Below are 25,600 nucleotides of genomic sequence, written 5' to 3'. Positions count from 1 at the left end.
CATCGACAACCTCGCCGGCATTCCCCGGAATGCCCCTGGAAGCAGGGCGCTTCGCGGGGTCTCTCGAACAGGTGAATGTGGGCAGGGCCACCCGCTCGTCAAGGAGTGATGATGGAAGCTCCCGCGTTCGTCGGTCTGTTCACCATCGAAGGCACCCCGCTCGGCCCCTATCCCGGAGCCGTGCCCGGCGATGTCGGTGCGTACGACACCATCGCGTTCCACCGGGACACCGCCGATCAGCTGCTGCGGGATATCAACCAGGACGACTGCATCTTCACCGCGTCCTGGGAAGGCACCTCGATGCGGCTGTGCTGGACGACCTCGTGGAACGCGCGGGCGACGACACTCGTCGCGGTCGACACGCACGGCCGGTATCTGATCGGCGGCCTGTGGCCCTGGGCCGACTGGGACGGCTGGGACGGCGCCCTCCCCGACACCGACAAGCAGGCCTTCGCCCTGGGCGTGGTGGAGTTCAGCTCCTCCCACCCGACCGTTCTGCCCGACCACCTCCGTCCGCCCTACCGCAGGGGCCGGGAAACCGCGCACCGCGTCACCCTCAACACCTACCGGGCGGCGGCCGGGCCGCGCTCGCCGAGCCTGCCCGAGTAGCGCCCGGCCACAACAGTGCCGCATCGACGTGGACTCCTGCGGCCTTAACTGGTATCGGTTCTGATGCAGCGTCAGAGAAAAACCCGCGCAGCGAGAGGCGTCAGTCATGACCGAGCTTGTGGAGCACGGAAAGCTGTATATCGGCGGGGAGTTGGTCGATCCGCTCGGTACGGACGTCATCGAGGTGATCTCGCCGCACACCGAGCAGGTCATCGGCCGCGTCCCGCACGCGTCCCGGGCCGACGTCGACCGGGCGGTGGCCGCCGCCCGTACGGCCTTCGACGAGGGGCCCTGGCCGCGGATGACGCTCGATGAGCGGATCGCCGTCGTGTCGCGGATCAAGGACGCGGTCGCCGTACGGCACGAGGAGATCGCCCGCGTCATCAGCTCCGAGAACGGTACGCCGTACACCTCCGGCGTCATGATGCAGGCGCTGGCCGCGATGATGGTCTGGGACGCCATGATCACTGTGGCGCGCGACTTCCCGCACGAGGAGCGGCGGGCCGGTGCGCTCGGGCCGATCCTGGTGCGGCGTGAGCCCATCGGTGTGGTCGCGGCCGTCGTGCCGTGGAACGTGCCGCAGTTCACCGCGGCGGCCAAGCTGGCCCCCGCGCTGCTCGCCGGTTGCTCGGCCGTCCTCAAGGTGTCGCCCGAGACGCCGCTGGACGCGTACATCCTCGCCGACATCGCCACCGAGGCCGGGCTGCCTCCGGGGGTACTGTCGATCGTCGCGGCGGACCGGGAGGTCAGCGAGTATCTGGTCGGCCACCCGGACGTGGACAAGGTGTCGTTCACCGGCTCGGTGGCGGCGGGCAAGCGCGTGATGGAGGTCGCCTCCCGCAACCTCACCCGCGTCACGCTGGAGCTGGGCGGCAAGTCCGCCGCGGTGATCCTGCCCGACGCGGACGCGGCGAGCACCGTCGCGGGCATCGTCCCGTTCGCCTGGATGCTCAACGGCCAGGCCTGCGTGGCCCAGACCCGCATCCTCGCCCCGCGCTCGCGCTACGAGGAGTTCGCCGACGCCTTCGCCGCCGCCGCGCACGCGCTCAAGGTCGGCGACCCGCTCGACCCGGCCACCGAACTCGGCCCGCTCGTCGCCAAGCGCCAGCAGCAGCGCTCCCTGGACTACATCAGGATCGGGCAGGAGGAGGGCGCCAAGATCCTCACCGGCGGCGGGCGACCGGCAGGCATGGACCGGGGGTGGTACGTCGAGCCGACGCTCTTCGGCGGCGTCGACAACTCGATGCGCATCGCCCGCGAGGAGATCTTCGGCCCGGTCATCTGTCTGCTGCCGTACGACGACGAGCAGGAGGCGGTGCGCATCGCCAACGACTCCGACTACGGCCTCAGCGGCAGCGTCTGGACCGCCGATGTCGAGCACGGTATCGACGTCGCACGCCGGGTGCGGACCGGCACGTACTCCGTGAACACCTTCAGTGTCGACATGCTCGGACCCTTCGGCGGCTACAAGAACTCCGGCCTGGGGCGGGAGTTCGGGCCCGAGGGGTACGGCGAGTATCTGGAGCACAAGATGATCCACCTGCCGGCGGGGTACGGGGAGGCGTGATGGGGGACCGCTGGCACGTCGAGGTCGACCGGAGCGTCTGCATCGGCTCCGGGATGTGCGTGAACAACGCTCCGGGTGCCTTCACCCTGGACACCGCCCGCCAGTCGCATCCGGTGGCACCGGACTCCGACGCCAACGAGGGGGTGCTGACGGCCGCCGAGGGCTGTCCGGTCGAGGCCATCACCATCACCCTGCTCGGCAGCGGGGAGACGGTCTTCCCGCCCGACGAGTAGCCAACCGGGCGAGTGGCCGGGGGACGGCCGGAGAAGCGGGTCGGGGGCCGGTCGGCGGCGATTGGCCCCCGACCGGGCGGGGCGCGTCTCCGTACGGTCGGCCCACGGCCCTCCACCACCGGTACGTCCACGTCTTCGCGGCCCGCGCGTTCACCGGCGACAGCTTTGCCGTCCTCCCCGACAGCGCAGCCTGTGGGGTGTTCCGCGCGCGGGTCTTCGGCCTCCACCTCGCGAGGCCCGAAATCGCGTCCACCGGCGGGGAGTTCACCCTCCGGCGGGGTCGCCTTCTCGGCCGTCCCCGTGCGGTCCGGGTGGAGCCGCAGGGGGCCCGACGACCCGCTCCACCGGGACCTGGCGGGCGGCCGGTCAGAGCCAGCCCGCTCCCTGCGAGATGCGAATGGCGTCCACGCGATTGCGGGCCCCGGTCTTGCGGGTGATCGCCGCCATGTAGTTGCGCACCGTCCCGTTGGACAGGTGCAGGTTGTCGGCGATCTCGGTGATGTCGGCCCCCTCGGCGGCGAGTGACAGGACGGTCAACTCCCGCCGCGTCAACGGGCTTTGGGCCGCGTCCAGGAATTCGTAGGCGAGGGAATCATCGACAAAACGTTTCCCCGTGGCGACCCGCCGAATTCCGTCGAGCAGCCGCTCGGTCGGCGCGTCCTTGCTCACGTACCCCAGGGCGTCGGCTTCATACGCCCGGCGCAGCAGTCCCGGCTTTCCGGCCGGGAGCAGGACAAGCAGGGTGCAGTCCGGATAGGGGCCGCGGGCGGCCGTGACTTCCGTGCCGGCGACCAGGCCGGGTGCTCCCGGCCCTTCGGTGTCCACGACACACACGCGCGGCTCTAACGACCGCGCGGCCTGTATCGCTCCGAGTGAGGTGCTGGTCGATATTTCGATATCGGGCTCCTTTTCGAGCAGAGCGGCCAGACCCGACCGCATCAAACAAATGTCGTTCACGAGAAGAACCCGGATAACGCGGCTCACGACTTCCCCCCTGAGGTCCTGCCTGTGGTGCTCCACATGTCACGTCGCTCAGTAGTACCCGCGAAGGCCGGAAACAGTGGGCACGGATTCAGGCCAACGGGGCGCACAGCAGGGGCGCGTCCGGCGCACTTCCGGCGCACGGACGCGGATGGAGTGACGAATTCCGCTACCGGCGGTGATCCGGGTCGGTGAGGTCGATCAGTCGGCAGACCATCTCGATATCGATCTTCACCTGGGCGATCGAGGCGCGCCCGGAGAGCCAAGTGATGAGGGCCGAGTGCCAGGTGTGCTCAATGACCCGGACCGCCGACAGCTGCTCGGGCGTGGGCGCTGCCTCCAAGGCCATGGCCTCAAGGATGATCGCCGTGGTCTGCCGCGAGACCGTGTCCACCTCGGGGCTGACACCGCGGTCCGCGAAGGTCAGGGCCCGCACCATCGCGTCCGCCAGATGGGGCTCGCGCTGGAGTGCGCGGAAGGCCCGCATCAGGGTCTCGGAAACCCGCTCCGACGCGCCCTGCCCGGCCGGCGGGTGCTTGCGCAGCGTGGTGTGCAGATGCTGGAGCTGGTCCTGCATGGTGGCTACGAGTAGGTGGACCTTTGACGGAAAGTAGCGGTAGAGAGTGCCCAGGGCGACGCCGGCGGACTCGGCGACCTCGCGCATCTGCACCGCGTCGAAGCCGCCCCGGCTCGCGAGCTGCGCGCTGGTGTGCAGAATGCGCCGGCGGCGTGCCTCCTGGCGCTCGGTGAGGGGCCCAGACGCCGGGCCGGCCGTCTTGGCTTCCGAAGTCATATGTCCTGCTCCATGGCATTCATCCGTACTGTGCGCTCCAGAGGTGGCCACAGCATGGCAGGGCGTGTGCCGTGGCGCGAATCACCTGATCCGGACCTTACGGCGCCGCTTACGGCCGGTAGATTCAAAGTTCCTTGAACGATCAAGCCCGGCCGACTCTCCTCGGGGGCCACCCCTGGAGGAACCCCCCCGGACCCCCGGCCGACAAGAACTTGTTCTAGATTAGCGTGAGCGGTTACGCTCCGCCGAAAGAGCAGTGAAGAAGGGGGCCGAGAGTGACCGCTGAGGCCATACAGGCGGGCCCCCATGCGGGTTCGTCGGACGCGCCCGCGCCCGGCCGGGCCGCCCTGTCCGACGACGGCGACCGCCCGCTGCGCATCGCGCTCCTGTCGTACAAGGGCAACCCCTTCTGCGGCGGCCAGGGTGTCTACGTACGCCATCTCTCGCGCGAACTCGCCCGCCTGGGCCACAGCGTCGAAGTCCTCGGCTCCCAGCCCTACCCGGTGCTCGACGAGGGCGTGCCGCTCACCGAGCTGGCCAGCCTCGACCTGTACCGCCAGCCCGACCCCTTCCGCACGCCGGGGCGCGGCGAGTACCGCGACTGGATCGACGCACTCGAAGTCGCGACGATGTGGACCGGCGGCTTCCCCGAACCGCTCACCTTCTCGCTGCGTGCCAAGCGCCATCTGGCCGCGCGCCGGGGCGAGTTCGACGTGATCCACGACAACCAGACACTGGGGTACGGGCTGCTGGGCGACCTCGGTGCCCCGCTGGTCACCACCATCCACCACCCCATCACCGTCGACCGGCAGCTCGACCTGGACGCCGCCGACGGCTGGCGCGGACGCGCCTCGGTGCGCCGCTGGTACGGCTTCACCCGCATGCAGAAGCGCGTCGCGCGCCGCATGCCGTCCGTCCTCACCGTCTCCGGCTCCTCCCGGCTGGAGATCGCCGAGCAGCTCGGTGTGGAGGACAGCCGCATCCACGTCGTGCATATCGGCGCCGACACCGACCTGTTCTCGCCCGACCCCTCGGTCGCCGAGGTCCCCGGCCGCATCGTGACCACGTCCAGCGCCGACGTACCGCTCAAGGGCCTCATCCACCTCGTGGAGGCGCTCGCCAAGCTCCGCGCCGAGCACCCCGAGGCCCACCTCGTGGTCGTCGGCAGGCGCGCCGAGGACGGCCCCGTCGCGCAGGCCATCGAGCGGTACGGGCTCCAGGGCGCCATCGAGTTCGTCAAGGGCATCACCGACGAGGAACTCGTCACCCTGGTGCGCGGTGCCCAGATCGCCTGCGTCCCTTCGCTGTACGAGGGCTTCTCGCTGCCCGCCGCCGAGGCCATGGCCACCGGCACCCCGCTCGTCGCCACCACCGGCGGTGCGATCCCCGAGGTCGCCGGGGCGGACGGCGAGACCTGTCTGGCCGTCCCGCCGGGCGACGCGGGCGAGTTGGCCGCCGCCCTGAGCCGCCTCCTCGGCGACCCCGGGCTGCGCCTGCGGCTGGGTGCGGCGGGCCGGGAGCGGGTGCTGGCCAACTTCACCTGGGCCAGGGCCGCCCAGGGCACGGCAGAGCTGTACCGCGCGCGGATCGCGGCCCGTGCCGCGCTGCGCGGGGGAGTCCGGTGACGCGGACCCCGGCGGCCGGTGGCCGCTCGGCAGTCAGGTATTCCGGCCGCTCGGCGGCCACCGCAACGCGCGCCCGGTGGAACGGCGCCGTCAATCACTCGGAAGGGCAGACCCCGTGCTGACCGTGGATTTCTCCCGCTTCCCGCTCGCCGCGGGCGATCGTGTGCTCGATCTGGGCTGTGGCGCGGGCCGGCACGCCTTCGAGTGCTACCGGCGCGGCGCCCAGGTGGTGGCCCTCGACCAGAACGGTGAGGAGATCCGCGAGGTCGCCAAGTGGTTCGCGGCTATGAAGGAGGCCGGCGAGGCGCCCGCGGGTGCGACCGCCACCGCGATGGAGGGCGACGCGCTCAACCTGCCCTTCCCCGACGCCTCCTTCGACGTCGTGATCATCTCCGAGGTCATGGAGCACATCCCGGACGACAAGGGCGTGCTGGCGGAGATGGTCCGGGTGCTGAAGCCGGGCGGCCGGATCGCGGTCACCGTGCCGCGGTACGGGCCCGAGAAGGTCTGCTGGGCGCTGAGCGACGCGTACCACGAGGTCGAGGGCGGCCACATCCGCATCTACAAGGCCGACGAACTGCTCGGCAGGATGCGGGAGGCGGGCCTCAAGCCGTACGGCACGCACCACGCGCACGCGCTGCACTCGCCCTACTGGTGGCTCAAGTGCGCCTTCGGTGTGGACAACGACAAGGTGCTGCCGGTGCGGGCGTACCACAAGCTGCTGGTCTGGGACATCATGAAGAAGCCGCTCGCGACCCGGCTGGCCGAGCAGGCCCTGAACCCCATCGTGGGCAAGAGCTTCGTGGCGTACGCGACCAAGCCGCACCTGCCCGCCGCGGCGGGCGCCAAGTGACCTCACCGGGCCGCACCGAGCACCTTGTCCTGCCCGGCGTGCTGACCGCCGAGGAGGCCGCCGAGACCGTCGCCGGCATCCTCGCCGTACAGCGTGAGAACGGCGCCATACCGTGGTTCCGGGGCCATCACCTCGACCCGTGGGACCACACCGAGGCCGCCATGGCGCTCGACGCGGCCGGTGAGCACGAGGCCGCCGCCCGCGCCTACCAGTGGCTCGTCGAGCACCAGAACGAGGACGGCTCCTGGTACGCGGCGTACGACGACAACGACGGGCTGAGGCCCTCCGACCGGGGCCGCGAGTCCAACTTCTCCGCGTACGTCGCGGTGGGTGTCTGGCACCACTACCTGGCGACCGGCGACGACGCGTTCATCGACCGGATGTGGCCGACCGTGTACGCGGCGACCGAGTTCGTGCTGACGCTGCAGCAGCCCGGCGGGCAGATCGGCTGGAAGCGCGAGTCCGTCGAGGACGGCGGCGCGATCGTCAACGACGCGCTGCTGACCGGCAGTTCCTCGATCCATCAGGCGCTGCGCTGCGCACTGGCCATTGCCGAACAGCGCGAAGAGCCGCAGCCCGACTGGGAGTTGGCGGTGGGCGCGCTGCGGCACGCCATCCAGCGGCACCCCGAGCGGTTCCTGGACAAGAGCCGCTACTCCATGGACTGGTATTACCCGATCCTGGTGAGCGCGGTCACGGGCCCCGAGGCCAAGGCCCGGGTCGAGGCGGAGTGGGTCCGCTTCGTGGTACCCGGTCTCGGCGTGCGCTGCATCGACCCCAACCCCTGGGTCACCGGCGGTGAGAGCTGCGAACTGGCCCTCGCCCTGTGGGTGATGGGAGAGTCGGACCGCGCGCTGGAGATCCTCCAGTCCATCCAGCACCTGCGGGCGGACAACGGGATGTACTGGACGGGATACGTCTTCGAGGACGACGCGGTGTGGCCGCGCGAGCAGACGACCTGGACCGCGGGGTCACTGCTGCTCGCGGTGGCCGCGCTGGGCGGGGACGAGCCGACCACCGCCGTCTTCAGTGGTGAGCGGCTGCCCCTCGGGCTCGCCCCCGATTGCTGCGGCTAGCGGGTGTGTCCGCCCCGCGGGGCGGACACCCGGCATCAACCGCGGCGCAGGCGGCCGGCGATGGCGTGTCCGATGAACAGGTACACCAGCGCGGCGAGACCGTAGCCGCACACCACGCGCGCCCAGGCCTCGTCGAACGTGAACAGATCGTGCGACCAGCCGGCCAGCCAGCGGGCCGCGTCGTGGATGAACTCGACGAGGTCGTTCCCGCGGTTCGCGTCCAACAGGTACATCACGATCCACAGGCCGAGGATGAAGGCCATGACGTCGGCGACCACGTGAATGATCGTGGCCACCGGATTGCCGCTTCTCGTTCTGGTTCTGGAAGACATGCTCTACGGGTTGCCCCACGGAGAGTGGTTAAACGCTGCATAAAGCCGCCGTTCATCGCGCCCGTGGGCCACGCCCCCAGGGCCCGTGCCCCGGGCGGCGCCCGCCGGGATGCGCGCGGGCGGTGGCCGGGTGATGCTGCGGACAGTGCTGTCGATCACCGCCCACCCTGGAGGCAACGCCGTGCCCGCATCCACCCCGGTACGCCGCGCCCTGGTCGCGCTGCTGCTGACCTGCGTCCTTCTGGTGACCACCACCGCGTGCGGCGACGACGACCAGGACGGCGCGGCGGCCACCCCGTCCGGTTCGGCGACGGGATCGGCCGAGGCGCAGAAGCTCGCCAAGACGCGCTTCGTCGCCAACGCGGGGCTCGCGGCGGGAGCGACGTACCAGTGGATCGTCAAGCCGTTCCGTGCGGGCAAGTTCAAGAAGGGCGCCGACGGGCGCAGGGTCGCGCTGGTCAAGGCGGGGCTCGCGGGAGCCTTCACGTACAACAGGCTCAACGCGGCGGTGAAGAACGCCAAGGGCGACGAGCTGCTGTCCAAGGCGGTGGCACCGCTGACCGCAGGCATCGAGTCGATCAAGGGACTCGGCACGAAGCTGCGCAAGGGCGAGGCGGGCGAGTCGGACGTCGGCGCCTTCGAGAGCATCATCAACAGCGTGAAGAACGCGGGTAAGGACGTGGGCGCCGAAGTGACGAACAAGGTTCCCTCGACCTCCCAGCTCACCGGCTGACGCGTTTAAAGTGCGGCCATGACTGATTTGGGGCATGACCGTTTCTGTGACGAAATCGTCCGGCAGACCGACCTGTTGAGGGCGGTTCTGGTCGGCGCGGACGTATCGGTGAAGGTGCCGACCTGTCCCGAGTGGACCCTCGGCCACCTCGCCCGGCACGTCGGCGGCGCGCACCGCTGGGTCGAGGCGATCGTACGGACGAAGGCGACCGAGGACGTGCCCGAGGATCAGGTCCCCGACTTCCTCGGCCCCGGCGACGGCGAACCGGCAGCCCTGGACGCCTGGTTGGCGGAGGGCGCGGAGAAGGCGGCCCGGACGTTGCGGGAGGCCGGTCCCGATGCCCGGCGGTGGTCCTGGTCGGGGGACGGCACGGTGGCCTTCTGGGCCCGCCGCATGGTCCACGAGACGGTGATCCACCGCGCGGACGCGGCCGTCGCCGCCGGGATCACCTTCGAGGTGGAGCCGGACGTCGCGGCGGACACGATCGACGAGTGGCTTGAGATCGTCGCCTGGACCCAGTCCACCGGCAAGGACCGGCAGGCGAACGAGCTGCGCGGCGCGGGCCGCTCCCTCCACCTGCACGCGACGGACGTGCCGGACGCGGAGTGGCTGATCGAGTTCGGCGAGTACGGCTTCACCTGGCGCCGGGCCCACACGAAGGCAACGGTCGCGCTGCGCGGCCCACTCACGGACGTACTCCAGGTCTTCTACCGGCGCCTGCCCCCGCAGAGCGACCGGGTGGAGGTGCTGGGCGACGCGGAACTGCTGGACTTCTGGCTGGCGCGGACATCGTTCGGCTGACGCGGGGTGGGCGCCCGGGCGGCGGCTCTCAGCTGTTCAACTCCGCCAGCACGCGCAGGGTGTGCGGGTCCGGGGCCGTCACCAGGAGGTCGGTGACCGGGCCCCCGCGCCACAGCTCCAGGCGCTCCGCGATGCGTTCGCGCGGTCCGACCAGGGAGATCTCGTCGGCGAACGCGTCCGGCACCGCCAGTACCGCCTCTTCCCTGCGGCCCGCCAGAAATAGCTCCTGGACCCGGTGGGCCTCCGCCTCGAAGCCCATCCTGGCCATCAGATCGGCATGGAAGTTGCGGGTCGCGTGGCCCATCCCGCCGATGTAGAAGCCCAGCATCGCCTTGACCGGCAGCAGTCCCTCGGCGACGTCGTCGCAGACCTGCGCCCGCGCCATCGGCGCGATCATGAAGCCCTCGGGGACGCCGGTCAGCGACGCCTCGTACACGTCGGCGCGGGTAGGTGACCAGTACAGGGGGAGCCAGCCGTCGGCGATCCGTGTCGTCTGGGCGATGTTCTTGGGCCCCTCCGCGCCGAGCAGGACGGGCAGGCCGGCGCGCAGCGGGTGGGTGATCGGCTTCAGCGCCTTGCCGGTGCCGGTGCCGTCCTCGCCCCGGTACGGGTGCGAGTGGAAGCGGCCGTCGATCTCCACGGGCGCCTCGCGCCGCAGCACCTGGCGGATCACCTCGACGTACTCGCGCGTCGCGGTGAGGGGGCTGGCGGGGAAGGGGCGTCCGTACCAGCCCTCGACCACTTGCGGTCCCGACAGGCCCAGGCCGAGCATCATCCGGCCGCCGGAGAGGTGGTCCAGGGTCAGGGCGTGCATCGCGGTGGCGGTGGGGGCGCGGGCGGCCATCTGGGCGATCGCGGTGCCGAGCCTGATGCGGGAGGTGTGCGCCGCGATCCAGGTGAGCGGCGTGAACACGTCCGAGCCCCACGCCTCCGCCGTCCACACGGAGTCGTAGCCGAGGTTCTCGGCCTCGCGGGCGAGATCGAGATGACGGGGGTCGGGGCCCCGGCCCCAGTAGCCCAGCGCGAGTCCGAGACGCATCCCTGGATCCCTCCAGACGCAGCTTTCTGACGATCCGTCAGTTCGCTGACTGTACGACAAAGGCCCCCCGCCCGGAAGGGGCGAGGGGCCTTTGTCGAAGCTGCTGCGGGCGTCAGCCGCGCTGGATACCGGTGGTGTCCTGCAGGACACCACGACGGCCGTCCTGCGTCTGCGCGACCAGCGCGGCGCCGCGCTGCTCCACGGCCAGGTACCAGGTGCCGGGCGCGAGCTCGGCGATCGGCGTCGGCGAACCGTCCTCGGCGTACAGCGGACGGGCGACCGGGACCGCGAACCAGAACGGCGCGAAGTCTGCGGCGGGCGCGGTGGCGGCTGCCTGCTGGGCCTGCGGCGCCGGGGCGGCCTGGGCCTGCTGCGGCTGACCGGGCTGACCCGGCTGGCCGGGCTGCTGGCCACCGGGGAAGCCGTAGCCACCGGACTGACCGGGACCGGGCTGACCCGGCTGGCCGCCGTAGGGCTGCTGCTGGGCGCCGGGGTAGCCGTAGCCGCCGGGGCCGGGCTGGCCACCGTACGGCTGCGCGACCTGCGGCTTCGGGGCACTCAGCAGCGGGGCCTTGAGGGCCGGGACGAGCGGGGACGCGACGGCGCCGGCCGCGAGCACGATGGTGGCGAGCAGGCCGAGGATGATGCCCGCGCCCGCGTCACCGATGTCGATGATGGTCCAGAAGGCCGTCCACAGCGAGAAGACCGCGAGGGCGACACCGAACTGTCCGAGGTCCAGACCGGCGACCTTGCGGCCCGGCAGGGCGCGGCTGACCACGATCAGCGCCGCGGCGATGACGCCGGCGAGGTAGATGCTCATCAGCCAGCCGAGCGAGTCCCATGCGTTGCTCGACGAGGAGGAGGAGCCGCAGAACTCTCCACGGCATTCGGGAAGGTCGAAGACATCAAGGAACGAGGCGATGAACAGCACCACCGCTGCTCCGATCACCACGCCGTCGCCTCGAGTGAGGGAGCGGATGTTCACGTAAGATCCTTTGTGGGTTGATTCGTCGGGGCGGTCATCGCCGGCGCCGGTGTGCGCGGACATGCGAAGACGCGGTGCGAAGCTCGGGGGTGGCTCCCCATCGTACGGATGAATGTATCGTCCGCCCGACCGGGTCGTCCGCCGGGTATCAGACCTACCCCTTGAGGTAGCCCGTGATGCCGTCCGCGATTCCCTGCGCCGCCTTCTGGCGCCAGCTCTCGCTTGTCAGCAGAGCGACGTCCTTCGGATCACGCATATTGCCGCATTCGATGAACACTTTGGGCACAGTCGTCAAATTGAGACCACCGAGGTCCTTGCGGACGTCCAATCCGGTGCCCCCGCCGACGTAGTTGGAGGGCATGCTGCCCGTCGCCCGCACGAAGTTCCCCGCGATGCGCTCGCCGAGTTCGCGGGACGGGCCGACGATCTTCGCGGTGTCCGACGCGCCACCCTTGACCAGGGCGGGCAGGATCACATGGAAGCCGCGGTTGCCGACCGCGGAGCCGTCCGCGTGCACGGAGACGACCGCGTCCGCCTTCGCCTCGTTGGCGATGCGGGCCCGCTCGTCCACGCACGGGCCGAACGGGCGATCGGCGTTGTGTACCAACTTGACCGTCGCGCCCTGCCGCTGGAGCAGAGCGCGCAGTTTGCGCGAGACGTCCAGGGTGAACGTGGCTTCGGTATAACCCGCGTTGGTGGACGTGCCGGTGGTGTCGCACTCCTTGCGGTTCGTGCCGATGTCCACGAGTTTGTTGATCTCGCGTGTGTGCTGGAAATTGCCCGGATTGTGCCCGGGGTCCACGACCACGACCCGGCCCGCCAGCGGACCGGTCCCGGCCGGCTTGTCGTCGCTGTGGCCGGTTTTCGTGCCGGAGGGGGAGGCGGGGGCCGACGGGGTGGCCGGCCTGGACCGTCTCGGAGTTACGCTCACCGGCGGAGCGGCGCTGGAGCGGGCGACGGACTGGCTGGGCACCGGCATGACCTTGGGCGGCTCGCCGCCATCGGGGCCGCCCATGGTCTGCCAGACGAGCCAGCCCGCCAGCGCGGTCGGCGCCAGGGCGGCGATGGCCACGGTGAGGTTGCTGCGGCCGAAGCGGCGCGGGGCGGGGGGAGGGCTGTCGTACGACACCCGGTGATGCTATCGGGGCCGCTCAGATCCCCGAGGACGTACGGCGCAGGACGCGCAGCGAGTCCGTCGCCGATACGTCGGTGAAGGCGCCGGAGGCCAGGGCGCGGAGGTGGACGCGATGCGGGGCCTGACCGCCGTCCGCCGGGTCCGGGAAGACGTCGTGGATGACCAGCAGGCCCCCCTCGACGACGTGCGGCGCCCAGCCCTCGTAGTCGCCGTTCGCGTGCTCGTCGGTGTGCCCGCCGTCGATGAAGACCAGCCCGACCTTGCCGCCCCAGACGGCGGCGACCTGCGGTGAACGCCCAACGATCGCGACCACGTGGTCCTCCAGGCCCGCCTTGTGGAGGGTGCGGCGGAAGGTCGGCAGGGTGTCCATCCGGCCGACCTCGGGGTCCACGACGCTCGGGTCGTGGTAGTCCCAGCCCGGCTGCTGCTCCTCGCTGCCGCGGTGGTGGTCCACGGTGACGGCGACGCTCCCGGCCTCACGGGCGGCGTCGGCGAGCAGGATCGTGGAGCGCCCGCAGTACGTGCCGACCTCCAGCAGCGGCAGCCCGAGCGCGCCCGCCTCGACCGCGGCCGTGTACAGGGCGAGGCCCTCGCGCAGCGGCATGAAGCCCTTGGCGGCCTCGAAAGCGGCGAGCGTCTGCGGCTTGGGAACGGCGGCGGCCATGGGTTCCTCCGGTTGGGGTTCTGCTGATTCCGGTACGCGTGGGCGCGGCCCATGCTGCCGTACGGGGAAGTCGGCCCGGCAATCCGCCCCCGGTTACCAGGAGCTTTACCATCTGACCTTCCGTCAGAATGGAACGTGTTCTAGTGTGCGCGCCATGGGCATCGGAATCACGCGTGAGCAACGCGAGTTGGCCGAGGCGGTGCGTGGCTGGGCCGCGCGGACCGTACCTCCGCAGGACGTGCGCAAACTTCTCGACGCGGAGCCGGGGCAGCCCGGCAGACCCGCCCACTGGGACGGTCTCGCCGGCCTGGGACTGCTCGGGCTGCATCTGCCCGAGGAGTACGGCGGCGGGGGCGGCGGGTTGCTCGACCTCGCCGTCGTCCTTGAGGAGACCGGGCGGGCCGCACTGCCGGGGCCCTTCCTGCCGAGCGTGCTCGCCTCCGCCGTACTGCACCGGGCCGGGCGCCGGGAACTGGCGACCGCGCTCGCGGCGGGCGAGCGGATCGGAGCGGTGGCGCTCGGGCCCGGCACCCTCACCGCCGTGGCGGTGGAGGGCGGCGGACATGTGCTCGACGGCACCGCGTCCCCGGTGCTCGCGGCGGCGCAGGCCGACCTGATCGTGCTGGTCGCCGACGCGTCGCACGGACCGGTCTGGCTCGCGGTGGACGCATCCGCCCTCGCGGTGCGCGCCCAGGAGAGCGCCGACCCGACCCGGCCGACGGCGGAGGTGGTGGCGCGGGGCGTGGAGGTCCCGGCGGGCCGGGAGCTCGGCGTGGACACCGCGCTCGTCCGCGACCTGGCGGCGCTGCTGTACGCGGCGGAGGCGTGCGGGACGGCGGGCTGGGCGCTGCACACGGCCGTCGAGTACGCGAAGGTGCGCGAGCAGTTCGGGCGCCCCATCGGACAGTTCCAGGGCATCAAGCACCTCTGTGCCGACATGCTCGTACGCGTCGAGCAGGCGCGCGCACTGGTGTGGGACGCGGCGCGGGCGGCCGACGAGGACGCGGGCACGGACGGTCCCGACGCCCAGGCCGCCGAGGTCCGTACGCTCACCGCCGCGCTCGCCGTGTCCACCGCCGTCGACGCCGCCTTCAGCTGCGCCAAGGACTGCGTGCAGATCCTCGGCGGAATCGGCTTCACCTGGGAACACGACGCCCACCTGTACTTACGCAGGGCGCTCGTCGCACGGCAGCTCCTCGGCGCGGGCGACACGCACCGGCTGCACGCCGTACGGCTCGCGGCGGGCGGTGTGCGCCGGGAGCTCCGGCTGGAGCTGCCGCGGTCGGCGGACGCGTACCGGGAGCAGGCGCGTGCGGCGATCGCGGGGGCGCGCGGGCTCGACCCGGGCGCCGCCCGCCGCGCGCTCGCGCCCACCGGGTACGCCGCCCCGCACCTGCCCGAGCCGTACGGTCTCGGCGCCGGGCCCGTACAACAGCTCGCCGTACAGCGGGAAATGCGCGAGACGGGCGTGAAGGTGAGCGATCTGGGGATCGGCACCTGGGTGGTGCCCTCGCTCCTCGCGTACGGGACACCGGAGCAGCAGGAGCGCTACCTCGCGCCGACGCTGCGCGGCGAGGTGCTGTGGTGCCAGCTGTTCTCGGAGCCCGAGGCGGGATCGGACCTCGCGTCGCTGCGGACCAGGGCCGAGCGGACGGAAGACGGCTGGCGGATCAACGGCCAGAAGGTGTGGACGAGCGCCGCCCAGTGGGCCGACTACGGCATCCTGCTGGCCCGTACGGACCCGGACGCGCCCAAGCACAAGGGACTCACCTACTTCGTCCTCGACATGAAGGCCTCCACCGGCATCGACATCCGGCCGCTCAAGGAGATCACCGGCGACTCGCTCTTCAACGAGGTCTACTTCGACGACGTGCTGCTGCCCGCGGACGCGGTGGTGGGACAGGTGGACGACGGCTGGAAAGTCGCCCGCAACACCCTCGGCAACGAGCGCGTCCACATGGCCGACCAGATGACCTTCGACACCGGGCTCGAAGCGCTGATCGAACGGTCCGCGGACCTGGACGGCGCGTACCGGGCGCGCATCGGGGCGCTCGCGGCCGAGGCGCACGCCCTCGCCTGCATCGGGCTGCGCACCACCATCCAGCAGGTCTCCGGGCTCGAACCGGGCGCGGGCGCCAGCGTCCGCAAGCTCGTCCAGACCCCGCACCAGCAGAAGGTCGCCGAGCTGGCCCTCGAACTGCTCGGCCCCGAGGGCGCGGTGCGTGAAGGGGCGGGGGAGCGGGCCGTGCACGGCTTCCTGATGTCCCGTTGTCTGACCATCGCGGGAGGCACCACCCAGGTTCAGCTCAATGTCGTCGCCGAACGCATCCTCGGCCTGCCGCGCGACTGACGAGCGTGACCGGACGTGAGCCGGAGAAGAGATTGGGGAGAGCATGAAGGCGTACATCATCGGTGTCGGGATGACGAAGTTCGAGAAGCCCGAGAGCCGTGACTGGCAGTACTGGGACATGGCCAAGGAGGCCGGGACCAAGGCGCTGGCCGATGCGGGGATCTCGTACGAGCAGGTGGAGCAGGTGCCCGTCGGGTACTGCTTCCAGGCCTCCACCGCCGGCCAGCGCGCGGCGTACGAACTCGGCCTGACCGGTGTCCCCGTCTACAACGTCAACAACAACTGCGCGACGGGCTCCACGGCGCTGATGATGGCCAGGCAGTTCGTCGAGGGGGGCATCAGCGACTGCGTCCTCGCGCTCGGCTTCGAGAAGATGAAGCGGGGGGCGCTCGGCGGGGGAGGGGACGCCGGAGACTTCGCGACCTCCCCGGTGGCGCGCCACTACGGTGTCATGGCCGCGAAGCACGGCTTCGAGATGACCCCGCCCACCGCGCAGATCTTCGGCAACGCCGCCCGTGAGCACATGGAGCGTTACGGCACGACCGAGGCGCAGCTCGCCGCGGTCGGCGCCAAGAACCACCGGCACTCCGTCAACAACCCGTACGCCCAGTTCCAGGACCCGTACACCGTCGACGAGGTCCTCGCCGCGAAGACGATCCACCGGCCGCTCACCAAGCTCCAGTGCTCCCCGACGGGTCTATCAGGATTCAGGTGTGGTTCGTCTGTTTGGCCTACAGGTTTTTCGGTGGGCTGTTCGGTCTACACCCGTCCGGCGGTGAGGCGGCCGTCGAAGAGGACGTCGAACTCGTTCAACGCCGACTTCCAGCGGTTGTTCCAGCGCTGGCGGCCGCGGCCGGTGGGGTCCAGGGCGAGGGTGGCGAGGTAGAGGCGCTTGAGGGCGGCGGTCTCGTTGGGGAAGTGTCCGCAGGCCTGGGCCGCGCGCCGGTAGCGGGCGTTGAGGGACTCGATCGCGTTGGTGGTGTAGACGACCTGCCGGATGGCGTCGGGAAGGCCGAGGAAGGGCACGAACTCGCTCCAGGCCCGCTCCCAGGTCCCGGCGATCGAGGGGTAGCGCTTGCCCCACTTGTCGTCGAAGTCCGTCAGCCGTGTCCGGGCCTCGTCCTCGTTGACGGCGGTGTAGACGGGCTTGAGGTCGCGGGCGACTTCGGCCCAGTCGCGGCGCGAGGCATAACGCAGGCTGGCACGCAGGAGGTGCACCACGCAGGTCTGGACCACGGTCTGGGGCCAGACTGCGTTCACTGCGTCAGGCAGGGCGCTGAGCCCGTCGCAGACCAGCATCAGCACGTCACGGACGCCTCTGTTCTTGATCTCGGTCAGCACCGTCTGCCAGTATTTGGCGCCCTCGCCGCCGTCCCCGGCCCACAGCCCGAGGATCTCGCGATAGCCGTCGGCGGTGACCGCGACGGCCACGTAGATGGGCCGGTTGGCGACAGAGCCGTCCCGGATCTTCACGTGCACGGCGTCGATGAAGATGACCGGGTAGACCGAGTCCAGCGGCCTCGTGCGCCACTCTGCCATCGATTCCAGGGCCTTGTCGGTGATCGTGGAGATGGTCTCCTTTGTCGTCGTCATCCCGTACGTCTGGGCGAGATGGGAGACGATTTCACCGGAGGTCAGTCCCTTCGCGGTCAGCGAGAGCACCAGGTCGTCCAACGCGCCGGTGCGGCGGGCGTACTTGGGCAGCATCCGGGGCTGGAAGGTACCCAGCCGGTCTCTGGGGACCTGCACCGTGACAGCACCGACCTCCGTCATCACCTTCTTGGCCCGGTACCCGTTACGGGTGTTGCCACCCGAGCGCGACCCGCGTCCACCGACCCGGCCGGCCTCCACGGCCAGATGCTCGTCCATCTCGGCTTCCAGAGCGGACTGCATCAGGTGCTGGGCCAGCTCCGGCAACAGGCCGCCCTCGCCCATCAGCCGCAGTCCCCCGCCGCGGACCTTCTCGGCCGCGAGCGCGGCCAGCTCCTCCAGCAGCTCGCTGGACAGACCGTTGTGCGATACCGGCATCGACTTCACGTCGGCACCCTGAGCGCCATCGCCGACCTCGGCAAGTGACACGCCGTCGACGCCCTCGATCAGGTGATCAGTCGTCGTACTCATCAGGCTCACTCCTTCGGGGAGACCCACACCTGATTCATGACACTCCCTCCCCGACCTCCGACGGGTCGGCGGCGGCGGTCGTCGTCTCCGAGCGCTTCGTCGTCCAGCACGGTCTGCACGACAAGGCCGTCGAGATCGCCGCGCAGTCGATGACGACGGACACCGAGGAGAGCTTCGCGTCGGGCTCGTGCATCGATGTCGTCGGCAAGCCGATGTCACGGGCTGCCGCGCGCCAGGTCTACGAGCACTCGGGCCTCGGCATCGAGAACGTCGACGTCGTCGAGCTGCACGACTGCTTCTCCGTCAACGAGCTGCTGACGTACGAGGCGCTGGGCATGTGCGCGGACGGCGAGTCGGGAAAGCTCGTGGAGAGCGGCGCGACGACGTACGGGGGGCGCTGGGTCGTCAACCCGTCGGGCGGCCTGATCTCCAAGGGCCACCCCCTGGGCGCGACGGGCCTCGCGCAGGTGGCGGAGCTGACCTGGCAGTTGCGCGGGGAGGCGGGAGCGCGGCAGGTGGCGGGGGCGCGGGTCGGGCTCGCGCACAACATCGGACTGGGGGGCGCGGCGGTGGTGACGGTGTTGCGGCGGGGGTGAGGGGTGCGTGCGGCGCGGTGCGGGTGTGGGGTGCGGGCCGGTGGTGCGGGTGCGGGTGCCTGCGGCGCTGTCCCCTCCCCGCCCCTTCCCGGCTGTGACATGGTGCGGCTGCCGCCGCGTGGGGGCTCCGCCCCCGGACCCCGGTCCTCAAGCGCCGGACGGGCTGAAAGAAGATCTTTCAGCCTGTCCGGCGCTTGAGGACTCCGGGAAGGGGCGGGGTGGGGAACAAGCCGCCGCAGGCGCACCCCGCACCCCGCCCCGCGGCCTAGGCCCTGCGACCCCCGCCCTCTGCTGCGAAATGCGGATGTACGGGGCACTCGAATGCTGCGACCATGACGCCCATGGTCCAAGCCCCTTCCGAAACCGTCATACCTCCCGCCCGCACCAGCACCCGCACCTGGCTCGTCGTTCTCGCGGCCTGCGCCGGACAGTTCCTCGTCGTCCTCGACGTCTCCGTCGTGAATGTCGCGCTGCCGTCGATGCGGGCCGACCTCGGGCTCAGCGCCGCCGGACTGCAATGGGTGGTCAACGCGTACGCGATCGCCTTCGCCGGCTTCATGCTGCTCGGCGGGCGGGCCGCGGATCTCTTCGGCCGCAAGCGGACCTTCCTGGTCGGGCTCGGCCTGTTCACCGCCGCCTCGCTCGCGGGCGGACTCGCGCAGGAGGAGTGGCATCTACTGGCCGCCCGCGCGGTGCAGGGGCTGGGTGCGGCCGTTCTCGCGCCCGCCACGCTCACCATCCTCACCTCGGCCGTCCCCGCGGGCGCGGCCCGTGCGCGGGCCATAGGGACCTGGTCGGCGGTGGGCGCGGGCGGCGGCGCCGCGGGCGGGCTCGTCGGCGGCGTACTGACGGACGCCCTGTCCTGGCGCTGGGTGCTGCTGATCAACGTACCGATCGGCGCGCTGGTGCTGGCCGGGGCCGCCGTGTGGATCGTCGAGAGCCACGCCAGGGACGGCCGGCGGCTCGACCTGCCCGGCGCGCTGCTGGTCACGGCCGGTCTCGCGATCCTCGCGTACGGGATCGTGCAGACCGAGGCGGAGGGCTGGGGCGCGGCGGCGACGCTGGTGCCGCTCGTCGCCGGTCTGCTGCTGCTCGGCCTGTTCATCGTGGTGGAGGCGCGGACGAAGGCGCCGCTGATGCCGCTCAAGTTCTTCCGCATCCGGGCGGTGTCGGCGGCGAACGCGGCGATGTTCGTGAACGGCTCCGCGATGTTCGGCATGTGGTTCTTCATGACGCTGTACGCCCAGAACGTCCTGGGCTACACCCCGCTCGGCGCCGGGCTCGCCCTTATCCCCAGCTCCCTGAGCGTGGTCCTGGGCGCGAAGCTCGCGCCGCGCTTGATGGCCAGGATCGGTGCGCGCCAGGTCGCGATCACCGGCAGCATGGTGGCCGTCGTGGGTATGGCCTGGCAGTCCATGATGGGCGCCGACGGCACGTACCTGACGGCCGTACTCGGCCCCGGCATCCTGATGATGGTGGGCGCGGGGCTCGCCGCGACACCGCTGGCCTCGCTCGCGACCTCGGCGGGAGCGCCGGGCGACGCCGGGCTCCTGTCGGGCCTGATCAACACCTCGCGCACGATGGGCGGCGCCCTGGGTCTGGCCGTGCTCTCGACGGTCGCGGCGTCCAGGACCGGCGGCGCGGTGAGCGCGGAGGCGCTGACGGCCGGTTACGCGCTGGCGTTCCGGGCGGGAGCGGCGGCGCTGTTCGCCGGGGTGGTACTGATGCTGATCTGGCTGCCGCGGCACAAGAGCGCGGCGTAGGAGCGCGGGCAAGGGCCTTCCGGCGCGGGCCCGGCCGTGCGGCCGGACGCGGTCCGACGGCCGGTCCGGCGGCCGAACCAGCACCAGCCAGGCCGCACCCGCACCCGGACCCGCACCCGCGGCCAGGCCGCGTTCGGGCCCGCACCCGGTCCTACAGCCAGCCCTGCTGCCGCGCCGACCGCACCGCCTCCATGCGGTTGCGGGTGCCGGTCTTGCCGATCGCCGCCGAGAGGTAGTTGCGTACCGTCGACTCCGACAGATGCAGCTTCGTCGCGATGTCGGCGACGGTCGCCCCGTTCACGGACGCGTTCAGTACGTCGCACTCGCGCGCGGTGAGCGGGCTCGGCCCGGCGCTGAGCGCGGCGGCGGCCAGCGCGGGGTCGATGACGGTCTCGCCGGTCAGCACCCGGCGGATCGCCACCGCCAGCTCCTCCACCGGGCCGTCCTTGACCAGGAAGCCCGCCGCCCCGGCCTCCATCGCGCGCCGCAGATAGCCGGGCCTGCCGAAGGTGGTGAGGATCAGTACCCGGCAGTCCGGCGTCTCGTCGCGCAGCAGCGCCGCGGCGTCGAGCCCGCTGAGGCCGGGGAGTTCGATGTCGAGCAGCGCCACATCGGGACGCGACAGCAGCGCGGTGTTCACGATCTCGTCGCCGGCCCCCACCTGCGCCACCACCTCGATGTCCTCCTCCAGACCGAGCAGCAGCGCCAGCGCGCCGCGCATCATGCCCTGGTCCTCGGCGAGGAGAACTCTGATCATGGGGTGGGCTCCAGTTCCTGGTCGGCGCCGACGGGCAGTTCGGCGCTCACCAGGAAGCCGCCGCGGGTGGAAGGCCCGGCGTCGAGTGTCCCGCCGGCCGCCGCGAGGCGCTCGGTGAGGCCCTTCAGTCCCGTGCCGCCGATCCGGCCGACCGGCTGTTCGGAGCCTACGCCCCGGCCGTTGTCCGTGATCTTCATATGGACGCGTTCGGGTGAGCTGTCCACCGTGATGTCGCAGCGCGTCGCACCGCTGTGCCGTACGACGTTGGTCACGGCCTCCCGCACCACCCAGCCGAGCAGCGCCTCCGTCTGCGGGGCGAGCGGGGAGGAGCCCGTGCGGCGTACGACCGATTCGATGCGGGCGGCGTCAAGCACGGAGCGGGCCCCGTCCAGCTCGGTGGTGAGGCTGCCCTCGCGGTAGCCGGTGACCGCCTCGCGGATCTCGGTGAGGGCCTGGCGGCCCACGGACTCGATGTCGGAGACCTGCGTCAGCGCGGCGTCCAGGTCGCGCGGGGCCAGACGGCGGGCGGCCTCGGACTTCACCACGATCACCGAGAGGGTGTGCCCGAGCAGGTCGTGCAGGTCGCGGGAGAAGCGCAGGCGTTCCTTCTCGACCGCGGTGTGGGCGAGCTCCTCGCGGGTGGCACGCAGCTCACGCACCGTTTCGGAGAGGGAAAGGATGGCGGAGGTCACCACGCCGGACAGGGCCGTGCCGTAGCCGACGGCCGCCGCGGTCCACGGGTCGCCGCTGTCCCAGGTCGCGATGACCCCCGCGGAGCCTCCGAGGAGCAGCATCACGGGCCCGAGCGGCTTTCTGCGCAGGATGGTGCCGCAGGCCAGCGCGAGGAGGGGGAAGAGGAGGCGCCAGGCGCCGCCGTAGCCGATGGCGAGGCCGTAGGTGACGGCCGCCATTCCCGCCAGGGCCAGCAGGACCGAAAGGCCCTCCCGGGTCCGCTTGTCGAAGGCCCTGAACACGACATAGATGTAGAGGGAGTTGAAGGTGAGGAGTCCGACCGCGCCCAGCCACGGGTTCGGGGTGTCGGTCCGCAGGAGATTGGCGAGGCCGCCCAGGCCGAGCAGCATCCACGGCAGCATCTTGTAGCCGTCCGGCGCTCCCGGGAGCTGATACCGCTGCCATTTCTTCGGTTCGTCCATGGGGGAGATCATGCCGTCGTCCCGGCAGGGTCCGGTCTCCCGGCAGTCGCCGTCCTTGCGGGATCCGTGCTTCCCGCGCGGCGGTCCGAGCGCGTTCCTGGTTGCTTCCCCGAGGCTCGCCGCGGGCGTTTCGTCCTGTGCCGTCGTCATGTCATGGACGCTACGGAGTCCACCGGCGCCCCGGCAGATGCGCATGTACGGACTCGCGCGGGACAAAAGTACCGGGCCTATCTGACGTGGCGTCAGCAGTCTTCACAAGTATCCGGGCGTGCGTTATATATAGGGGCCATCGGCCTAGAACGCGTTCTAGAACGGGCGGTTCGCGGCCGATCCCGTACGACCTCGGTGCGGCCGACGGTGCGGACGGCCGCACCGAGGTCTTCTCTCCCTCAAGGAGCACGCATCCATGCCCATCGATGCCGCCAAGGCCGTCGCCGCAGAGCCCCGATCCGGCGAGATCGCCTGGGATCACAAAGACATTCAGCTCTACCATCTCGGCCTCGGCGCCGGCCTTCCCGCCACCGACCCCGACGAGCTGCGCTACACCCTTGAGTCCACGCTGCACGTCCTACCGAGCTTCGCCACCGTCGCGGGCGCGGGCATGGCCTCGCTCGGCGGACTCGCGGCGCCCGGCATCGACGTGGACCTCACCCAGGTGCTGCACGGCGGCCAGTCCATCGAGCTGCACCGGCCGATCCCCGTCAAGGGCAGGGCCCTGCAGACCTCCAGGGTCGAGGCGGTGTACGACAAGGGCAAGGCGGCGGTCATCGTGCTGCGCACCGAGGCGGCCGACGACGCGGGCCCGCTGTGGACCTGCGACGCGCAGATCTTCGTACGCGGCGCAGGCGGCTTCGGCGGCGAACGCGGACCCTCGCAACGGCTCGAACTCCCCGACCGCGCACCGGACGTGACCGTCGAGAAGCCCATCCGTGAGGACCAGGCGCTCCTCTACCGGCTGTCCGGCGACTGGAACCCGCTGCACGCGGACCCCGAGTTCGCCAAGCTCGGCGGCTTCGACCGGCCCATCCTGCACGGGCTGTGCTCGTACGGGATGACGCTCAAGGCCGTCGTCGACACCGTGCTCGGCGGTGAGGTCGCGCGGGTGACGTCGTACAGCACCCGCTTCGCCGGGGTCGTGTACCCGGGCGAGACCCTGCGCGTCCGGATGTGGCGGTCGCCGGGGCGCGTCCAGGTGTCCGTCACAGCCGTGGAGCGGGACGACGCGCCGGTCCTGGCCGACACCACCGTCGTGCACACCTGAGGTCCGGACACACCTGGGGTCGCACACCCCTGAGGTCGCACACCCTGAGCACACCTGAGGTCGTACAGAGGTCGTACAGAGTCGTACACACCTGAGAAGGGAGTCGTACCGTGCGCGCAGCCGTACTGCACGAGATAGGGCAGGACAAGCTCGAAGTGCTCGACGACGTCGAGACCGTGGGCCTCGGTCCCGGCAAGGTCAAGCTCCGCATCCGGGCCACCGGACTGTGCCACTCCGACATCTCCGCGATGAACGGCGTGCTGCCGCAGCCCGCTCCCTTCGTCCCCGGCCACGAGGGCGCCGGCGAGGTCATCGACATCGGGGACGGCGTCACCGGGCTCAGCCAGGGGGACCGGGTGCTCGTCTGCTGGCTGCCCGCGTGCGGCGCCTGCGCGTCGTGCAGGCGCGGCCAGAGCCACCTGTGTCTGGCCAGCCTCATGAACTCCGGCGTCCCCAACTTCAAGCGCCCCGGCGGTGAGGTCTTCGGCTTCGCCGGGACCGGCACCTTCACCGAGGAGGTCGTGGTCGGGGCCGGCTGCGCCGTCCCGATCCCCGACGACGTGCCCTTCGAGATCGCCGCCCTCATCGGCTGCGGCGTGACCACCGGACTCGGCGCGGCCATCAACACCGCCCAGGTGGAGGCCGGTTCATCCGTCGCCGTCATCGGCTGCGGCGGCGTCGGCATCTCGGCGATCCAGGGCGCGCGGGTGCGGGGCGCCGCGCAGATCGTCGCCGTCGACCCGGTCGCCTCACGGCGCGAGGCGGCGCTCAAGTTCGGCGCGACCGAGGCGGTTTCGCCCGACGAGCTCGCCGACGCCAAGCAGCGGATCACCGCGGGGGAGGGCTTCGACTACGTCTTCGAGGTCGTCGGCAAGGCCGCCACCGCGCGCACCGCGTACGAGACGACCCGACGCGGCGGCACCCTGTGCGTCGTCGGCGCCGGCGCCATGGACGACCACTTCCAGGTCAACATGTTCGAGCTGTTCTTCGACGAGAAGCGGATCCTGCCGTCCATGTACGGCGGCGGTGACGTGCTGCGTTCGTACGAGCGGGCCATCGCCCTGTGGCGCGCGGGCCGGATCGACCTGGCTGGTCTGATCACCCACCGGGTGCGGCTCGACTCGATCAACGACGCCCTGGACCAGATGCGCACCGGCGAGGCCCTGCGCACCTGCATCGAAATCTGAGGACACGAAGGGACTCGCATGTCACTGCCACTCGAAGGCCTGTCCGCGATCGTCACGGGCGCCGGGCGCGGCCTGGGCCGGGCGGAGGCCCTGGAACTGGCCAGGCTCGGCGCGAGCGTCGTCGTCAACGACTACGGGCAGCCGGGGCGCGACGGTTCGGGCGAGGCCTCGGCCGCGCCCGCCGATGAGGTCGCCGCCGAGATCCTCGCCTCCGGCGGCCGGGCCGTCGCGCACCTCGGTGACGTCTCGGACCACGAACAGGCCGGTGCGCTGGTCCAGTTGGCCGTCGACACGTACGGAAAGCTGGACATCCTGGTCAACAACGCGGGCATCCTCCGTGACCGGATGGTGTTCTCGATGACCGAGGACGAGTGGGACTCGGTGATACGCGTCCACCTCAAGGGGCACTTCAACACCACCCACTTCGCCTCGGTGCACTGGCGGGCTCGGTCCAAGGCGGCGGGCGGCCCGGTCTACGGCCGCATCGTCAATACGTCGTCGGAGGCCTTCCTGGCCGGCTCCGCGGGTCAGCCCAACTACGCGGCGGCGAAGGGCGGCATCGTCGGTCTCACCACTTCGACGGCGCTGGCCCTGGGCAAGTACGGCGTCACGGCCAACGCGATCTGCCCGCGCGCCCGCACCCGCATGACCGAGGACGTCTTCGCGGGATTCGCCGAGCCGACGGGCGGGCAGTTCGACGCGCTCGCCCCCGAGCACGTCTCCCCGCTGGTCGGCTACCTCGCGTCCCCGGCGGCGGCCAAGGTCAACGGCCAGCTCCTTGTTGTGCACGGCGGCATGGTCGCGATCGTCGAACGCCCCAAGGTGGCGGCCAAGTTCGACTCGGCGAAGGAGACCTTCACCTTCGCCGAGCTGGACGAGCTGATCTCCCCGTACTACGAGGAGCGGCCCGCGCACGAGACGTTCGCCGCGGCCGAGGTGCTGGGTCTCAAGCGGTCCTGAGGCCGGTCCTGGGGCGACAACGCGG

Annotated in this window: 23 protein-coding genes and 2 pseudogenes; 15 read left to right on the top strand and 10 right to left on the bottom strand. The window is 71.1% G+C overall.

Annotation, left to right across the window (positions count from 1 at the left end; translation table 11 throughout):
* The first annotated feature begins 111 nt into the window (after positions 1-111).
* From ACLLJJ_RS09460 to ACLLJJ_RS09450, 3 genes are all read left to right on the top strand, one after another.
* Complete coding sequence (locus ACLLJJ_RS09460; RefSeq protein WP_434588907.1) at positions 112-609, top strand: hypothetical protein; 498 nt, start codon at positions 112-114, stop codon at positions 607-609.
* A 106-nt stretch (positions 610-715) separates the two neighbouring features.
* Positions 716-2,176 (top strand): aldehyde dehydrogenase, encoded by a 1,461-nt coding sequence (locus ACLLJJ_RS09455; RefSeq protein ID WP_434588905.1) that lies wholly within the window; start codon positions 716-718, stop codon positions 2,174-2,176.
* Positions 2,176-2,409 carry a ferredoxin gene (locus tag ACLLJJ_RS09450; protein WP_434588903.1) on the top strand — a complete coding sequence of 78 codons (234 nt, stop codon included), beginning with the start codon at positions 2,176-2,178 and terminating at the stop codon, positions 2,407-2,409. Before ACLLJJ_RS09455 ends, ACLLJJ_RS09450 begins: the two co-directional genes overlap by 1 nt.
* A gap of 366 nt (positions 2,410-2,775) precedes the next feature.
* Here the strand turns inward: ACLLJJ_RS09450 and ACLLJJ_RS09445 are convergent, their stop codons facing one another.
* The gene (locus ACLLJJ_RS09445) at positions 2,776-3,348 is read right to left on the bottom strand and encodes a response regulator transcription factor (protein ID WP_434600357.1); all 573 of its coding nucleotides are present in this window, start codon (positions 3,346-3,348) and stop codon (positions 2,776-2,778) included.
* A gap of 211 nt (positions 3,349-3,559) precedes the next feature.
* Positions 3,560-4,183, bottom strand: coding sequence for a TetR family transcriptional regulator (locus tag ACLLJJ_RS09440; RefSeq protein ID WP_434588901.1), 624 nt, complete (start codon positions 4,181-4,183; stop codon positions 3,560-3,562).
* 275 nt (positions 4,184-4,458) lie between these two features.
* Here ACLLJJ_RS09440 and ACLLJJ_RS09435 point away from each other — a divergent pair, with 275 nt between their 5' ends.
* From ACLLJJ_RS09435 to ACLLJJ_RS09425, 3 genes are all read left to right on the top strand, one after another.
* Positions 4,459-5,808 carry a glycosyltransferase family 4 protein gene (locus tag ACLLJJ_RS09435; RefSeq protein WP_434588899.1) on the top strand — a complete coding sequence of 450 codons (1,350 nt, stop codon included), beginning with the start codon at positions 4,459-4,461 and terminating at the stop codon, positions 5,806-5,808.
* A gap of 115 nt (positions 5,809-5,923) precedes the next feature.
* On the top strand, positions 5,924-6,661 hold the full coding sequence (locus ACLLJJ_RS09430) for a methyltransferase domain-containing protein (RefSeq protein WP_434588897.1): 738 nt from the start codon (positions 5,924-5,926) through the stop codon (positions 6,659-6,661).
* Positions 6,658-7,737, top strand: coding sequence for a prenyltransferase/squalene oxidase repeat-containing protein (locus ACLLJJ_RS09425; protein WP_434588895.1), 1,080 nt, complete (start codon positions 6,658-6,660; stop codon positions 7,735-7,737). The genes ACLLJJ_RS09430 and ACLLJJ_RS09425 overlap by 4 nt, the downstream gene beginning before the upstream one ends.
* Positions 7,738-7,772: 35 nt before the next feature.
* Here the strand turns inward: ACLLJJ_RS09425 and ACLLJJ_RS09420 are convergent, their stop codons facing one another.
* Positions 7,773-8,069: a hypothetical protein gene (locus ACLLJJ_RS09420; protein WP_434588893.1), complete on the bottom strand. Its 297-nt coding sequence runs from the start codon at positions 8,067-8,069 to the stop codon at positions 7,773-7,775.
* 133 nt (positions 8,070-8,202) lie between these two features.
* Between ACLLJJ_RS09420 and ACLLJJ_RS09415 the strand changes: the two genes are divergently transcribed.
* The gene (locus tag ACLLJJ_RS09415) at positions 8,203-8,802 is read left to right on the top strand and encodes a hypothetical protein (protein WP_434588891.1); all 600 of its coding nucleotides are present in this window, start codon (positions 8,203-8,205) and stop codon (positions 8,800-8,802) included.
* 18 nt (positions 8,803-8,820) lie between these two features.
* On the top strand, positions 8,821-9,603 hold the full coding sequence (locus ACLLJJ_RS09410) for a maleylpyruvate isomerase family mycothiol-dependent enzyme (RefSeq protein WP_434588889.1): 783 nt from the start codon (positions 8,821-8,823) through the stop codon (positions 9,601-9,603).
* A 28-nt stretch (positions 9,604-9,631) separates the two neighbouring features.
* Here ACLLJJ_RS09410 and ACLLJJ_RS09405 read toward each other — a convergent pair whose 3' ends face one another.
* From ACLLJJ_RS09405 to ACLLJJ_RS09390, 4 genes are all read right to left on the bottom strand, one after another.
* Positions 9,632-10,642, bottom strand: coding sequence for an LLM class F420-dependent oxidoreductase (locus ACLLJJ_RS09405; RefSeq protein ID WP_434588887.1), 1,011 nt, complete (start codon positions 10,640-10,642; stop codon positions 9,632-9,634).
* A gap of 112 nt (positions 10,643-10,754) precedes the next feature.
* The gene (locus ACLLJJ_RS09400; RefSeq protein WP_434588885.1) at positions 10,755-11,627 is read right to left on the bottom strand and encodes a DUF5336 domain-containing protein; all 873 of its coding nucleotides are present in this window, start codon (positions 11,625-11,627) and stop codon (positions 10,755-10,757) included.
* Between the two features lie 154 nt (positions 11,628-11,781).
* Positions 11,782-12,756, bottom strand: coding sequence for an N-acetylmuramoyl-L-alanine amidase (locus ACLLJJ_RS09395; RefSeq protein ID WP_434588883.1), 975 nt, complete (start codon positions 12,754-12,756; stop codon positions 11,782-11,784).
* Positions 12,757-12,778: 22 nt separating this feature from the next.
* A complete protein-coding gene (locus tag ACLLJJ_RS09390; RefSeq protein WP_434588881.1) occupies positions 12,779-13,426 on the bottom strand; it encodes a class I SAM-dependent methyltransferase in 648 nt (215 codons plus the stop codon).
* Positions 13,427-13,580: 154 nt separating this feature from the next.
* On the opposite strand from ACLLJJ_RS09390, the gene ACLLJJ_RS09385 reads away from it, so the two are divergent.
* Together ACLLJJ_RS09385 and ACLLJJ_RS09380 are read left to right on the top strand one after the other, a co-directional pair.
* Positions 13,581-15,776 (top strand): acyl-CoA dehydrogenase, encoded by a 2,196-nt coding sequence (locus ACLLJJ_RS09385; RefSeq protein WP_434588879.1) that lies wholly within the window; start codon positions 13,581-13,583, stop codon positions 15,774-15,776.
* 43 nt (positions 15,777-15,819) lie between these two features.
* Positions 15,820-16,470 (top strand): annotated as a pseudogene (locus tag ACLLJJ_RS09380) (beta-ketoacyl synthase N-terminal-like domain-containing protein); the annotation flags it as partial.
* A gap of 65 nt (positions 16,471-16,535) precedes the next feature.
* Here ACLLJJ_RS09380 and ACLLJJ_RS09375 read toward each other — a convergent pair.
* Positions 16,536-17,804 (bottom strand): IS256 family transposase, encoded by a 1,269-nt coding sequence (locus tag ACLLJJ_RS09375; RefSeq protein WP_434600248.1) that lies wholly within the window; start codon positions 17,802-17,804, stop codon positions 16,536-16,538.
* A 140-nt stretch (positions 17,805-17,944) separates the two neighbouring features.
* Between ACLLJJ_RS09375 and ACLLJJ_RS09370 the strand changes: the two are divergent.
* Both ACLLJJ_RS09370 and ACLLJJ_RS09365 read left to right on the top strand, forming a co-directional pair.
* Positions 17,945-18,493 (top strand): annotated as a pseudogene (locus tag ACLLJJ_RS09370) (thiolase C-terminal domain-containing protein); the annotation flags it as partial.
* Between the two features lie 332 nt (positions 18,494-18,825).
* The gene (locus tag ACLLJJ_RS09365) at positions 18,826-20,256 is read left to right on the top strand and encodes an MFS transporter (protein ID WP_434588877.1); all 1,431 of its coding nucleotides are present in this window, start codon (positions 18,826-18,828) and stop codon (positions 20,254-20,256) included.
* Positions 20,257-20,407: 151 nt separating this feature from the next.
* Here ACLLJJ_RS09365 and ACLLJJ_RS09360 read toward each other — a convergent pair whose 3' ends face one another.
* On the bottom strand, positions 20,408-21,013 hold the full coding sequence (locus tag ACLLJJ_RS09360) for a response regulator (RefSeq protein ID WP_434588875.1): 606 nt from the start codon (positions 21,011-21,013) through the stop codon (positions 20,408-20,410).
* Complete coding sequence (locus ACLLJJ_RS09355; RefSeq protein ID WP_434600356.1) at positions 21,010-22,167, bottom strand: sensor histidine kinase; 1,158 nt, start codon at positions 22,165-22,167, stop codon at positions 21,010-21,012. The genes ACLLJJ_RS09360 and ACLLJJ_RS09355 overlap by 4 nt, the downstream gene beginning before the upstream one ends.
* 406 nt (positions 22,168-22,573) lie before the next feature.
* Between ACLLJJ_RS09355 and ACLLJJ_RS09350 the strand changes: the two genes are divergently transcribed.
* The 3 genes from ACLLJJ_RS09350 (at position 22,574) to ACLLJJ_RS09340 (ending at position 25,575) form a co-directional block, all read left to right on the top strand.
* Positions 22,574-23,428, top strand: a complete 855-nt coding sequence (locus ACLLJJ_RS09350; RefSeq protein WP_434588873.1) for a MaoC/PaaZ C-terminal domain-containing protein — start codon at positions 22,574-22,576, stop codon at positions 23,426-23,428.
* 110 nt (positions 23,429-23,538) lie between these two features.
* Positions 23,539-24,615 (top strand): Zn-dependent alcohol dehydrogenase, encoded by a 1,077-nt coding sequence (locus ACLLJJ_RS09345; RefSeq protein ID WP_434588872.1) that lies wholly within the window; start codon positions 23,539-23,541, stop codon positions 24,613-24,615.
* Positions 24,616-24,633: 18 nt separating this feature from the next.
* On the top strand, positions 24,634-25,575 hold the full coding sequence (locus ACLLJJ_RS09340; RefSeq protein ID WP_434588870.1) for a 3-oxoacyl-ACP reductase: 942 nt from the start codon (positions 24,634-24,636) through the stop codon (positions 25,573-25,575).
* Positions 25,576-25,600: the final 25 nt, after the last annotated feature.

The organism is Streptomyces sp. A5-4, from assembly GCF_051131715.1.
In the GTDB taxonomy this organism is placed as follows: domain Bacteria; phylum Actinomycetota; class Actinomycetes; order Streptomycetales; family Streptomycetaceae; genus Streptomyces.
This window is presented reverse-complemented; position numbering and strand designations above follow the sequence as displayed.